The organism is Candidatus Bathyarchaeia archaeon (assembly GCA_035283685.1).
Lineage (GTDB): Archaea > Thermoproteota > Bathyarchaeia > Bathyarchaeales > Bathyarchaeaceae > DATETJ01.
The window spans coordinates 78,124-91,531 of sequence record DATETJ010000011.1 but is presented as its reverse complement, the minus strand read 5'-3'; the positions used below and the strand labels follow the sequence as shown (position 1 = coordinate 91,531).

Below are 13,408 nucleotides of genomic sequence, written 5' to 3'. Positions count from 1 at the left end.
AGTTCGTCAGTCTCCAAAGTAGCCTTAGGCATCTGCCATCTCTATTTCCCGCTCCAGTTGTTTGAAGAAGGCCTTGACGATCTTGTTTCTTCCTCTAGCCAAGTTTCTAGCCTTTCTGGTGTAGAAGTAAGGTTTTTGGAGCCAAAGGGCGTGGAGTCCAACGTAAGACTCTCTGGACGGGTGCTTCCAAAACTCAGCTGTCTCCTCAATCGTTGTGTCGGTTAAACATGCTTTGATAAACAGTGTAGCCACACCCACAGCGCCCATCTTATCCAAAAAGTCAGCGTCATGCAGAACCCTCGCCTCAACAGAACGCGGCTCCTCACCATGAGTATGAACCCGAATTGCATGACAAACCGCATCCACCTTTACATCATCGAACTTAATCGATTTCAAGAACTTCTCAGCCATCTCAGCGCTGACTCCGCCATGATCCATTGCATTGTTCGCTTTCTCAACATGCTTGCCAACATCATGTAGCAAAGCAGCGACCTCCAAAACCTCAAGATCAGCCTCTTTCACAGATTTTGCCAACTGCTTACAAAGACACTGAACTCGCTTAACATGAGGCCAACCATGCAAGCCCAACTTAGCCATCTGCTCCCTCGCATACCGTTCAATAACATTGCGTTGCCTAGCGTTCATGCTCCCACCTCAGCGCCAGCTCACACAGGAAGTTTTTGAATCCAAATCATACTTAACAACTTCCACATTTCGCGACCCATAGCTTGATGATGTCACTAGGTTCAGTTTGACGACGACGCCCGCACACCCACAGCCTCAACGTGGTAGAAGAAGGCGCTAAGCGATAGTTGCCTTCTTCTTTTGAAATTACTCTTCCCGCAGCGCTATCAGCGTGGATCATGACGATAAGACTAGGACATAACCAACATTGACATCCATGCAGCTTCAATATGTAATCGGCTCAGCCCGGAACCACAGTCAGCTCTGAGGTAACAGCTTCTTCAACGCCGCTTCTAAAGCGGGAATGATCTCGTACAAGTCGCCCACGACAATGTAATCCGCCATTTCAAAAATCGGCGCCTGCTCATCCTTGTTAATAGCCACAATAACCTGTGAATCCCTAATCCCCGCCACATGCTGAATAACCCCAGAAATACCCGCGCCAATGTACAACACAGGTTTGATCTTAATCCCAGACAAGCCGATCCAATCGCCCTTAAACCACTTGCGATCCTCAGCCAACGGCCTAGTATAACCCACTTGCCCACCCAAAGCATAGCTCAAGCTTTCCAGTATTCTGAAATCCTCCTTCTTCTCAATACCACGACCACCAACGATGACCACTTTAGCTTCCTCAAGCTTGCCACCACCAGCCTCCAAAGGCTTCACCTCAACCGTCTCCGTTCGCGGCGCATCAAACTGCGAAACACTCACATCCACGATCTCACCCTTCTTGTCCGTCGGCGCATGCTTCTCGAAAGTTCGCGGAGGCACGCACGCGATCGCTGGCTTAGTCAGAAACACATGCGTAGCCGAGCCGTTACCACCATAAACCACTCGCTCGCTAACCAAACTACCCTGCTCATCCACACTCACGTTAGTGCAGTCTGGCACGCAACCCGTTTCAAGTCGAGTAGCCAACCTTGCAGCCAGCTCCTTGCCCTTACGTGTCGATCCGAACAGAATGATCTCAGGCTTCCGTTCCTTTACAGCCGTAGTCAGCGCACTCAGATACGTCTCAGAATTGAAAACCTTAAGCGCAGCGTGGTCGACCACAAACACCTTGTCAGCACCAGAATTCACGAGCTGAGTTGCCTGCGCTCTAACATCATGACCAATAAGTAACGCGCCTGCTTCAGTCTTCAACTTAGCCGCCAGCTCAGTGGCCTTCGTCAACATCTCCAACATCAAATTCATGTTTTCTGAATAAACCCAAACACCATGAAACTCGCTCATCACGCCTTCACCTGCTTAACCACACCATCTTGAATAAGCGCCTTAGCCAACTTCTCAGCAGTCTCAGCCGCAGTTTCACCTTTAATCACAGTTTTCTTGCGCTCCACTTTAGGCGCCAAAACAGACACAATCTTGATCGCCGAACCCGCCTGACCTACCTTCTCCGCTTGAACATTCAAGTCAGTGGCTTTCCACAGAACAACCTCCTTCCTGGACGCCTTCATAATCGCCATCAACGACGGAATGCGAGGCTCATTCAACTCCTTCGTCACCGCTAACAGAACAGGCGTCTTTGCCTTGATCGTTTCATAACTGTCCTCAAGGTTCCGTTCAACCGTTACAGTGTCGCCTTCCAACGTGAGCTTCTTCACATACATTACAACCGGGAGACCTAAGCGATCCGCCAAACGCGGACCAACCTGCGCAGAAAAACTATCAACCGAAGCCTCACCACACAAAACAAGATCAAACTGCCCAATCTTCTTCACCGCCTCAGCCAACACGTAACTAGTCGCCATCGTGTCGCCACCCTCAAACATCGGATCACTCACGACATAGGCTTTGTCAGCGCCCATAGCCAACGCCTCACGAACAGTGGTCTTGGCATCCTCAGGTCCAAGAGTCACAGTCACGACTTCGCCGCCCAACTTCTCCTTCAACCGAACAGCCTCCTCCAACGCATTCTTGTCGAAGTCGCTGATTTTCTTAGGCGCATCAACAGTTATCAAACGCCGCGTAGCCGTATCCACCTTAATCTGAGACACGTCTATCGCTTGTTTCACGCACACGATTATCCTGACCATGCTCGATTCCTCTGAACGTAGACTCTAAGCATTCAAACAACCGTTCATAAATCTTTCCCAAAACCTGAACCAGAAACCTATAAAACCAAACAACAAGCCATATGATGGATTGTCAACGCGCCTCAGGAAAAAACGAACATGGAATTTCTAAAGGGCATAGTCACGCCGTGGTACGAATCACTCAAAAACCCAGCAGAATCACAACAACAAACACTCTTAGACTTACTTAAACGATACGAGACAACGCAGTATGGAATCAGCAGAGGCGCAGACAAACTATCAAGCACGGAAGACTTCAGAAAACACTTCCCAACAATCGACTACAAAGGACTAAGTCCATATCTGGAAAGCGTTCGAAGCGCCGACTACCGCGTAATCTTGCCGGAACCACCCTTAACTTGGGTCATGACCAGAGGCTCAACTGGACGATCCAAAGTGCTGCCAGCCACCCAAACTCACCTCGAACTCATCCTGTCATGCGGAGCCAGAGCCTTCATCAACTACGCCATAAGAAAAAACGACACCGCAATCCTAACCGGCAAAATCTTGAATCTCAACTTCCCATCAGCTGTGGCAACCATCGACTCAGCGGGGCAAACAGTCTCCTACGGCTACAGCTCAGGAACCTACGCCCGACTAAACCCAATGCTCAACCAAGCCAGCCTCACCCCAAGACAGGAAGACATCGACGCGCTTGGACCCGGCATAACCAAACACGACTGGGAACGAAGATTTGAACTTGTATACCAAAAAGCTTCGCCCGAAAACATCGTAGCAACTATGGGCGTCACACCCGTAATTCTCTCATGGGCACGGTACATCAAACGTAAACACGGAAAAAAGCCACGCGAACTCTGGAACCTGCGCGCCCTATTCTGCACCAGCGTAAGAAAAATCCAGTTCCGCTACGCGCCAATGCTCCGAAAGTATTTCGGCGAAGTGCCAATTGTGGAAATCTACAGCGCCACCGAAGGCGTCTTCGCACAGCAACTCGACGACTTACCCTACATTTCACCCAACTATGACAAATACTACTTCGAAGTCGAAACCAGCAAGGGCACAAAAATGCTTCACGAACTGAAAAGAGGCGAATGGGGCAAACTCATAATCTCATCATGCATGTTTCCCCGATACGACATCGGCGACATGATCGAATCAATGGGCAAAAACTACTTCCGCATCTTCGGAAGACGAACCTTCCTAACTCTCCTCGAACATAGACTGTACAGACTGCTGTGGAGCTGGCTAATCTAGGTCGGCGGATTCCTTCTCGACGCCGTCATCGTTGCGTAAATCGCTACCAGAATGATAACGATGCCTATTATCACAAAGAAATAAGCCCAAATCACAGGTGTTATGGTCGTAGTCATGTTAATGTAGAACAACAAGCCTAAAACCACGAGAATCGCGCCACCAATAATTGGCACAATGGGTCCATAAGCCTGCTTCTCATGTTTTTCACCCTTCTCGCCCTTCTCAGACTTTTCACCTTTCTCCCCTTTCTCACGCTTCTCGTGCTTCTCCTGCTTTTCCTCACGCCTCGGCTGCGGAGCTGGAGCAGGCGCAGGAGCAGGTGCTGGAGCCGGTGGAGCCACTGCCTTCAGAGGCGACCCGCAGTTCGGACAGAAACTCATCGCTTCAGTGACTTTCGCGCCACATTTAGAGCAGTTTGCCAATATTCCATTCCTCACTGACACTCTATTTGAAAGAGACAGTATTTAAAACATGCACATGGGCATCGTTCCCGACGGAGTCCTGAGCGTTTTTCTCGATGATTCTAAAGAAAAACTTATATCTGAACGTTGTTTTCTACTGTTCGAAAGTTTAAGGAGGATTAATTAGACATTGTCATCAGAACTAGCTGGAACACCCGTTCTAATACTACGGGAAGGCGCATCACGCTCCAGAGGCAGAGAAGCCCAACACGCCAACATAATGGCAGCCAAAATCGTGGCTGAATCAGTAAAAAGCGCTCTAGGACCCAAAGGCATGGACAAAATGCTCGTCGACAGCTTCGGCGACGTCACAATAACCAGCGACGGAAGAACCATCCTAAGCGAGATGGACATTCAGCATCCCGCAGCCAAAATGATGGTAGAAGTGGCCAAAACACAAGACGATGAAGTAGGCGACGGCACAACCAGCGCCGTAATCATCGCAGGCGAACTATTGGGCAAGGCGGAAGATCTTATCGACAAAAACGTTCACCCAACCGTCATCATAGACGGCTACCGAAAAGCAGCAGAAAAAGCCCTCGAGGTTCTCGAAAAAACAGCAATACCCGTCAAATCCAGTGACCGCCAATGGTTGAAAAGAGTAGCTGTAACAGCAATGGCAAGCAAACTCGTAGCCGACCACAAAGAACAACTGGCAGACATCGCTTCACAAGCAGTCTTACACGTCGCTGAGAAAGCCGACAAGGACTACAAAGTCGACATCGACGACATAATGGTTGAGAAAAAACCCGGCGAATCCATGACTGAAACCAAACTCATCAATGGCATAGTTGTAGACAAGGAAGTAGTTCATCCAGGCATGCCCAAGCGCGTCGAAAAAGCCAAAATCGCGCTTTTGGACACGGCAATGGAGATTGAGAAAACCGAGTTCGACGCCAAAATCAACATTGAAAGCCCAGAGCAAATGGAAGCTTTTCTACAGCAAGAAGAGACCATGCTAAAGGATATGGTTGGAAAAGTGGCCAAAACAGGCGCAAACGTCATCGTTGCGCAGAAGGGCATCGACGACCTCGTTCAGCACTTCCTAGCTCGAAAGGGGATTCTGGCGGTGAGACGAGTCAAGAAGTCTGACATGGAGAAGCTGGCGAAAGCAACAGGTGGGAAAGTAATCACCAACTTAGATGACATGACTGAGAAAGACCTAGGTTACGCTGAGGTAGTTGAAGAGCGCAAGATCGGCGACGACAAAATGACATTCATTGAAGGCTGCAAGAATCCGAAGTCAGTGGCTATCCTCATAAGAGGCGGAACCGAAAGAATCGTAGCAGAAGCCGAACGATCCATACACGACGCCCTATGCGTAGCGCGAGACGTTGTCCGAGAGCCTAAAGTCGTTGCTGGAGGAGGCTCTCCAGAACTTGAAGTTGCCAAAGCGCTGAGAGATTATGCGCAGACATTGCCAGGAAGAGAGCAGCTTGCGGTCACATCTTATGCCGATGCAATGGAATCAATACCCTTGACGCTTTCAGAAAACGCTGGACTAGATCCGATTGACATTATATCGGAGCTGCGGGCTCGACATGAGAAAGGCGAAATCTGGGCTGGAGTCGACGTTTTGGAAGGCAAGGCGCGGAACATGGAGAAAGTCGGAGTCTTCGAACCCTTAGCAGTCAAGAAACAGATAATCAAATCTGCAACCGAAGCTGCCACAATGATACTGAAAATCGACGACATAATCGCATCTGGAAAGATGAAGACGCCGCCAATGCCACCAAAGGGACCTCCGGGCGGTATGGGCATGGGCGCTGAAGGTGCTGGAGAGTTCTAGCATCACAACCGACGACAAAGCAATCTGGGTTGGCCCGCCTAAGCTAACCCGCTTTGAGAGAGCTCGCATAGTCGGAGCTAGAGCCCTCCAGATCGCTATGGGCGCTCCCGTCTTGGTTGTGCCTTCTCAAGGTGCATCCAACCCCATTGATATCGCGATCAAAGAGCTTGAAACAGGCGTCCTTCCAATAACCCTTCGCCGAACCTTGCCCGATGGAACACACCAAGACATTCCGCTCAAGTGGTTGCTGCACTAAAGCCGCATAACGCACTTTCCCTTTTTCTGAGAAGAAATAACTTGCAACGCAAAGAAGAACTCAAGACTTGGCGTGCAGCCGCCATAATCGTCGTTCTCGCCGCAGCCTTCGTGTTCTTCATCCAATTTTTTGTCGGTCGATTTTTCAACGATGTTATCTTGGAAATCTGCATCTTCTATATTCCTGCATTCGCGTCGGTGATGCTCTACTTGTACTTGAGGCAGAAACCCGGGCTGTCAGGTTAGTGTTGCCAGAGTCTTCTTAGCCTCAGCCAAAGTTTTTTCTATTTTCTGCCAATGAGCGCCACGCCAGAATACTTGTCCACAGTTCTGACATTGCCAAAACTCATCGTAGTTTGAGGAAGTCGTAGCTGGAATCTTCACTGCGATGTTGGATTTGGAGACGACACACAACTCACCGTTGCATTTGGGGCAGCGAGAAACCTTTGCGTCAACTTCAAGTTTGAATCCGAATCTTCTTGCTAGGCTGGCCAAGCTTGCAGTCTGGTTTGGGCTTTCTATGAGAAATGCTTCGGCACCTTTCGTTATTGCCTGTCTGTAAAGCTCCAGATCGCGTGTTAGCAGAATTCGGCTTTCCTTCTTAGCCCTGGCCATTAGGTCTTTGTCATCTATAGAGCCGACGTATTCAACGTCATGCCCGAGCATGCGAAGCCAACGGGTCAACTTCCCCAACATACCATCTGTCACGAATTTCAGAAGGGGTCTCTCGTCATGCGGCTTTGCTTCAGTCATCTTAAACTACTCGTCTAATGACCTGTCCGCAACTTGGTCTCGCCACAATTTCACCCTTGTCCATGACAAGTTGCCCGTTGACAAAGGTTTTTACTGGTGCTCCTTTAACCTTCCAGCCATCGAAGGGCGAAAACTTGGCTTTTGAAAGGAAAGTTGATGCATCCACGTGATGTTCTTTCTTGAGATCAACGACAATGATGTCTGCAAATGACCCCTCGGCTAAGGTTCCTCGATCTTTGATGCGGTATATCTCAGCTGGGTTTCTGCACGTTAAGCGGACAAGCTGCTGTATAGTCAGTTGTCTCCTGTTTACTTGTGTGAGTAGTAGCGGAAGCATGGTTTCTAAGCCCGCGATGCCTGGTTTCACATCCCAAACCGATTCTGCCTCTTTTTCCTCTAACGAATGAGGCGCGTGATCCGAAGCGATAGTGTCTACTAAACCTTTGTGTAATTGCCGCCAGAGATAAGCCACGTCGCTGTTTCGCCTCAACGGTGGTATCTCAACAGCGAGCCTTCCATACTTTCGCAAATGCTTAGAAGTTAGCAGGAGGTGATGCGGCGTGACTTCACAGGTCGCGTTGTATCCGAGTTTTTTGGCGCCTATGACAGCTTTCATGGCAAGCAGCGAGCTGACGTGGCAAAAGTGCACGTGAGCGTCTGATTTCTTAGATAGCTCTATGACTCTTTTTGTTGCCTTTTCCTCTGCCTCGGTTGGGTGTGCTTGCAGAAAGGCTTCCACATCTTTTCGTCCTTGCTCTCTGAGTTTCTTTTGGGCTTGCTCAATTATCGTTTTGTCTTCTGCGTGAACCGCAACTAGGGTTTTAGCTCTGCGTGTTGTTTTGAATGCGTTGAGGAGTGTGTCGTCGTCATCGATGTTGACTCCGCCTATTTGCTGGAGCATGTATAGTTTGAATCCTACTGCTCCAGTTTCCACGATTTGGGGAATCTCTGACGGTTGTGTTGGAAACGCTGAGTTGAAAGCCACGTTTACGAGTATGCGAGTGTCGGCAAGTTGCATCCTCGCGGTCAAAGTCTCGGGGCTCATTGTTATTGGGCGGTTGTTTGGCATGTCTATGACTGTGGTGACGCCGCCGGCGGCTGCCGCGCTTGTTCCGGTCGTAAAATCTTCTCGGTATGCCATCTCTTGATCTCTGAGATGAACATGTGAATCGATGAGTCCCGGGAGTGCAACTTTTCCTTTCAGATCAATGCTTTTGGATGCTTTGGGCAGATTCGTTTTCTTGGCTATTTTGACTATTCGATCGTGGTCGATGGCTATGCCTGCTTCAACCAAGTCTCCGTTCATAGGGATTTTGGCGTTGTAGAGAACTGTGTCCACTGGCAACGCGGTCTGCTCCTAGGTTTGATGCTTTCCCTTTCACAAAGGTGAATGTGATTTTTCCACTTAAGTCTAGTGTCTAAGCTGACTGCGATGACAAGAAAAAAGAAAGGTGTGAGAAAGCCTACTTGTATGGTATGAATTCTTTTCCGAGTAGTTCTCTGCCTATGACTATGCGCTGAATATTCAAGGCTCCTTCTGCGCCGATGACGTAGGACATTACGCCGCGCCACGCCATGTCTAAGGGGCATTCCTGCGAGTAGCCGTAGGCTCCCATCCAAACCATTGCGTGTTCCGCAGCGTGCATTGCGAACGGTGGGATTTTCAGTTTGCATGCTGAGATGTATTTGACTACTTCGAGTGGTGACATTTTGCCTTTGTATCGTTCGTTGATCATCCATGCTGTGCGGTAGAGCAGTGCTCTGCTGGCTTCGAGTTCGGTCCAGTCGTCGGCTAACTCGAACTGTATGCCTTCGAATTTGCCTATGGGGCTTCCGAATGCTTTGCGTTGTTTGATGTAGTCCATGCCGATTTCCAGAACTCTCTGGGCGACGCCTACGCATACGGCGCCGATGAGTATTCGTGCGAGGTCGAATCCTTCCATTGTGGGGTAGAATCCTTCGTCCTCTTTGCTCAGTCGGTAGGTGTCTGGGATTTTGACGTTTTTCATGCTGAAGCCACCAGTTGAGATGCCCATTCTGCCTACGTCGTCGAAGCGTTTGGTGACCTCTACGCCGGGCGCGTTGATTGGTATGTAGAATCCTGTTAAGCCTTTGTGTGGTGCTCCTGGTGGTGCGGGTGAGGTTCGGGCGGTTATCCAGTAGCCGCCGCCGAGTTTTTGGACTTCTTCGGTGCCGCTGATGTACATTTTTTCGCCGTTGATTATCCAGTTGTCGCCGTCTTTTTTGGCTACGGATTTGAAGCCGGCTACGTCTGAGCCTCCGCCGGATTCTGTTGTGGCTATGCCTATGAATGCGTCTCCTTTGATGGCGGGTCTGATTACTGCGTTTCTAACGTCTTCTGAGGCGTATTTGTCGACTACGTAGCCCCAGCTTGATTGTACTAGCCAGAATACGGGTATGGCGCAGCTTATGTCTGCGTAGCCTAGTTCTTCGGCTGCGATGCAGGTTGTGATCCAGTCGGCGCCTGTGCCTCCGTGTTCCTCAGGCGCGGTCATTATGAGTAGGCCTAGGTCGGCCATTTCTTTGACTAGGCCTTGTGGCATTTGTCCGGTTTTGTCCATTTTTCTGACTGCTTCGAGGTTGAGGTGTTTCATGCTCCATTCGTGGACTGCTTTGCGGAAGAGTTGTTGTTCTTCGGTGTAGCTGAAATCTATCATGTTGTTTTCATTCCTTTTTTTTGTTTTGAGGGAAGCTGTTTTTGTTGATGTGTGCATATAAGATTTGTCGATTAGGGGCTGTGGCTGGGTTCTTGGGGTTAGTATAGGTGCAGAAAATTTTTTTTGTGGTGAAAGTTGGGCTTTTCTGTTTGTGTTTTGGGTTCTGTTGTTTGTTCTGATTGGTGTGTCTGGGGCTGTTGGCTGGTGTTTTAGCGTGGCTTTCAATGTTGGTTTGCGTGACGTTTAATGTTGGTTAGCGTGACGTTTGCGTATGTTGATAGGTTGCTCTGCGGGAAAACGAATTTCAGAAGAAGAAGGAGGTAAGCCCCTTATGCCTTCTTCTACCATGTTGCGGGTGCGTTTAGCTGCTGAAGGCTGTGTGGACATCGTCGTAAGACTGTTCCTAGTGACATCAACGCCCGGCATGTTGTGGCGGTTTCTTTTTCAGATGTTATTAACTTCGGCTTAGAATCAGTAATAATACCGAGGTGGCTGTGTTCAGAAGTAGTAGTCTGCGCCGCGTGTTTGTTGACTACTACTTCTTTGTCTGAGTTGTGGGGTGGTGAGTGCGTGTAAGGTTTATGTGCATCTTGGGATGTAGAGTGAGGAGCGTGTGAAACTGCGTTTCATGAGGGATTTGTCGTGGTTGTGGCTGGCAAAGTGTTCAAAGTTGCTGAGTCAGCGTCGTTGGCGGACATTGCGTCTAGGTTGAAGGGTTTCCGCGTGGAGGAGGATTTTGTGGAGAGCGATTACAAGTTCACTTTGGTGACTGAAGTGATGAATCTCGTAGCCAAGGAGGGCAATGTTGTGGGCGTTTATTCTCATGATTTTGTGCTTCATGTGTTTCATAGGGGTAAGGTTGTGCCGTTGCCCAAAACGGTTGAAGCCATGTTCAGTTTCAGTCAGTTCAAGAAGCAGATAATGTTAACCGTGGTTGAGAAGAAGCGGGTTGCCAACTTCATTGCTAATAAGCTTAGTGACATTGTTTTTGAGAAGGTGGGAGGTGTGGTTCAGGCTCGGATTTCGCCTGAGACGATTAAGGGTTTTCACACTAGGAATCCTGAGGATACGAAGATCACGTTCTTCGATAATGTGGATATTCCGAATGTGGAGAAGTTGTCGCTTTATGGCCCAGATTTGGTGGGCACGTCGTTGTTTGATGAGTACAGTAAACACGGCAACCTATGGTATATTGTGGCACGGGCTAGAGAATACGGCTACGTTGTAGGCATAACCAGAGACGCATCAGTCACAGTCTTCAACCTAACAGACAAAAACAAATACACAGAATACGTAACAAAAGAAATCTACCCATTGATATTGTAGCTTATTGAGTACTCGTTCTGCCCTTGAGATCTGATTGTTTCCTTGATCAGTCCACTTGATCGCACATTCGTCAGGTGTGTTTTTTCATCATGCTCTCATCATGAGCGTGCGGGAACGGTGAATGCGTGTGTATGCTTTTGTACCATTCAATTGTTCTTCTAAGCCCTTCTTTGAAGTCAGTTTTTGCCTCAAATCCGAATTCTTCTCTCGCTTTGCTTGTTTCAAGTGACCTGCGCGGTTGTCCGTCAGGTTTTGAGGTATCCCACGTAATCTTTCCAGTGTAGCCAGTAAGCTCAGCTATTAGACTTACAAGCTGTTTAATTGTGATTTCTTTGCCTGAACCCAGATTCACAGGATCGGGCTTGTTGTATTTCTCAGTTGCTAGAAGTATTCCCTCAGCTGCATCTTCCACGTATAGGAACTCTCTGGACGCCTTGCCCGTTCCCCAGACAACTATTTCCTCTTTTCCTTGCCCTATTGCGTCAACCATCTTCTTTATCAATGCTGGAATCACGTGGGAACGTTCAGGATCAAAACTGTCTTTGGGTCCATACAGGTTGACTGGCAAAAGATAGATAGCATTGAAGCCATATTGTTCTCTGTAAGCTTGAGCTTGAACTAGCAGAATCTTTTTGGCAATTCCGTAGGGGGCGTTTGTCTCTTCGGGATAGCCGCCCCACAAGTTTTCCTCTCGAAATGGAATTGGAGTGTACTTTGGATATGCGCACACAGTTCCGTTCGCCACAAACTTCTTCACTCCTGCTTGCCTAGCGGCCTCCATTAGTTGAATCCCAATCATTGCATTGTCGAAGAAGAGGGTGGCAGGGTATTTCTTGTTGAATCCGATGCCGCCTACCCGAGCTGCTAAATGAATGACAATATCCATACCGTCAACTGCTTTCATGCAGTTTTCCCATTTTCTCAAGTCCACGTGCTTGCTTCGGGGCACTCGAATCCGCTGTGGAGTCACGTTTCTCTCCCTTATCAACTTCTCCACTATGAACGATCCTAGGAACCCAGCTCCGCCTGTGACAAGTATGTTCTTGTTAGACCAAAATTCCAATCTAATCTACCTTCCACCATCTGTTTGAAAAGATTCTTTCGAGAACTCTGTCTCCTTCTCCATGAGGCTCCAAGCCAACCTTTCGCATGTCAGCGTCGACCATTATCTTCGTCAAGTTGTCAAACTTGATCTTTGGTTTCCAATCTAGCTTCTCTCGGGCCTTCTTAGGGTCGGCTAGCAACTCCTCAGTTTCTGTAGGCCTGAAATATCTTGGATCGATTTCCACGTGTTTTTCATAGTCAAGACCCGCGTATGCGAAGGCTTTTTCAGCGAACTCTCTCACAGAATGTGCCTCGCCTGTTCCTACCACGAAATCCTGAGGCTTATCAAGCTGAAGAATCTTCCACATTGTCTCAACATACTCTGGTGCGTATCCCCAATCGCGTTTCGCCTCTAAATTGCCCAAGTAGAGAATTTTCTGCCTCCGTGCCAGAATGTTTGCTATCGCTCTTGTTATCTTTCTGGTGACGAAAGTCTCGCCCCTTCTGGGTGACTCATGGTTAAACAGGACTCCATTGCATGCAAACAGTTTGTGACCTTCTCTATAATTCGCTGTCATCCAGTAAGCATACAGCTTAGCAATTGCATAGGGACTCCTCGGTTTGAAGGGCGTTTCTTCGTTCTGAGGGGGTGGAGAGTCGCCAAACATTTCGCTGCTTGATGCTTGGTATAGTTTGATGCTATTTCCGCTTCTTTTTATTGCCTCCAAGATCCTAGTAGTGCCCACAGCTGTGACATTTCCCGTGTATTCTGGTATATCAAAACTTACTCGAACATGACTCTGCGCCCCAAGATGGTAAACTTCGTCCGGCTTTGTGTTATAGATTATATTCGAGATTTGCTCTGAGTCGGAAAGGTCACCGTAATGGAGGAAAAGCCGTGCCTGCAAATCGTGGGGATCTGTATAGATGTGCTCTATCCTTGACGTATTGAAGGTACTAGCTCTTCTGATGATTCCATGCACTTCGTAACCCTTGGAAAGCAGAAGCTCGGCAAGATATGAACCATCTTGCCCGGTTATCCCTGTAATTAGGGCCTTTTTCAAAGCTTGTCGCCTATACTAGTCGTAAGGTTCCAGCCTTCTTTTGCTTTTCTACAAGGTCTGC

General features: G+C 48.6%; 14 protein-coding genes. 5 read left to right on the top strand and 9 right to left on the bottom strand.

Annotation, left to right across the window (positions count from 1 at the left end; genetic code table 11):
* Positions 1–24 precede the first annotated feature (24 nt).
* From VJ249_10945 to VJ249_10935, 3 genes are all read right to left on the bottom strand, one after another.
* Complete coding sequence (locus VJ249_10945) at positions 25–645, bottom strand: HD domain-containing protein (GenBank protein HKZ95077.1); 621 nt, start codon at positions 643–645, stop codon at positions 25–27.
* A 297-nt stretch (positions 646–942) separates the two neighbouring features.
* A complete protein-coding gene (locus tag VJ249_10940) occupies positions 943–1,920 on the bottom strand; it encodes an electron transfer flavoprotein subunit alpha/FixB family protein (GenBank protein HKZ95076.1) in 978 nt (325 codons plus the stop codon).
* The gene (locus VJ249_10935; protein HKZ95075.1) at positions 1,920–2,723 is read right to left on the bottom strand and encodes an electron transfer flavoprotein subunit beta/FixA family protein; all 804 of its coding nucleotides are present in this window, start codon (positions 2,721–2,723) and stop codon (positions 1,920–1,922) included. The genes VJ249_10940 and VJ249_10935 overlap by 1 nt, the downstream gene beginning before the upstream one ends.
* A gap of 138 nt (positions 2,724–2,861) precedes the next feature.
* Here VJ249_10935 and VJ249_10930 point away from each other — a divergent pair, with 138 nt between their 5' ends.
* A complete protein-coding gene (locus VJ249_10930; GenBank protein ID HKZ95074.1) occupies positions 2,862–3,977 on the top strand; it encodes a GH3 auxin-responsive promoter family protein in 1,116 nt (371 codons plus the stop codon).
* On the opposite strand, the gene VJ249_10925 is transcribed toward VJ249_10930, so the two are convergent.
* A complete protein-coding gene (locus VJ249_10925) occupies positions 3,974–4,414 on the bottom strand; it encodes a zinc ribbon domain-containing protein (protein ID HKZ95073.1) in 441 nt (146 codons plus the stop codon). The two genes, VJ249_10930 and VJ249_10925, sit on opposite strands and share 4 nt — an antisense overlap.
* Positions 4,415–4,568: 154 nt before the next feature.
* On the opposite strand from VJ249_10925, the gene thsB reads away from it, so the two are divergent.
* From thsB to VJ249_10910, 3 genes are read left to right on the top strand one after another with little or no spacing between them, the layout of a single operon-like run.
* The gene (gene thsB, locus VJ249_10920; protein ID HKZ95072.1) at positions 4,569–6,227 is read left to right on the top strand and encodes a thermosome subunit beta; all 1,659 of its coding nucleotides are present in this window, start codon (positions 4,569–4,571) and stop codon (positions 6,225–6,227) included.
* Complete coding sequence (locus VJ249_10915; protein ID HKZ95071.1) at positions 6,211–6,483, top strand: DNA-directed RNA polymerase subunit K; 273 nt, start codon at positions 6,211–6,213, stop codon at positions 6,481–6,483. Before thsB ends, VJ249_10915 begins: the two co-directional genes overlap by 17 nt.
* A 41-nt stretch (positions 6,484–6,524) precedes the next feature.
* Positions 6,525–6,728, top strand: coding sequence for a hypothetical protein (locus tag VJ249_10910; protein ID HKZ95070.1), 204 nt, complete (start codon positions 6,525–6,527; stop codon positions 6,726–6,728).
* On the opposite strand, the gene VJ249_10905 is transcribed toward VJ249_10910, so the two are convergent.
* The 3 genes from VJ249_10905 to VJ249_10895 all read right to left on the bottom strand — a co-directional run bounded on the left by VJ249_10905 (position 6,720) and on the right by VJ249_10895 (position 9,913).
* Positions 6,720–7,235, bottom strand: a complete 516-nt coding sequence (locus tag VJ249_10905) for a Mut7-C RNAse domain-containing protein (GenBank protein ID HKZ95069.1) — start codon at positions 7,233–7,235, stop codon at positions 6,720–6,722. The two genes, VJ249_10910 and VJ249_10905, sit on opposite strands and share 9 nt — an antisense overlap.
* A 1-nt stretch (position 7,236) precedes the next feature.
* Positions 7,237–8,574 (bottom strand): dihydroorotase family protein, encoded by a 1,338-nt coding sequence (locus VJ249_10900; protein HKZ95068.1) that lies wholly within the window; start codon positions 8,572–8,574, stop codon positions 7,237–7,239.
* Positions 8,575–8,698: 124 nt separating this feature from the next.
* Positions 8,699–9,913, bottom strand: a complete 1,215-nt coding sequence (locus tag VJ249_10895) for an acyl-CoA dehydrogenase family protein (protein HKZ95067.1) — start codon at positions 9,911–9,913, stop codon at positions 8,699–8,701.
* 648 nt (positions 9,914–10,561) lie between these two features.
* On the opposite strand from VJ249_10895, the gene VJ249_10890 reads away from it, so the two are divergent.
* Entirely contained in the window at positions 10,562–11,239 is a 678-nt protein-coding gene (locus VJ249_10890; protein HKZ95066.1) for a hypothetical protein, read from the top strand.
* Between the two features lie 70 nt (positions 11,240–11,309).
* Here VJ249_10890 and VJ249_10885 read toward each other — a convergent pair whose 3' ends face one another.
* Entirely contained in the window at positions 11,310–12,302 is a 993-nt protein-coding gene (locus tag VJ249_10885; protein HKZ95065.1) for a GDP-L-fucose synthase, read from the bottom strand.
* A 1-nt stretch (position 12,303) separates the two neighbouring features.
* Positions 12,304–13,347 (bottom strand): GDP-mannose 4,6-dehydratase, encoded by a 1,044-nt coding sequence (gmd, locus tag VJ249_10880; GenBank protein ID HKZ95064.1) that lies wholly within the window; start codon positions 13,345–13,347, stop codon positions 12,304–12,306.
* Positions 13,348–13,408 lie beyond the last annotated feature (61 nt).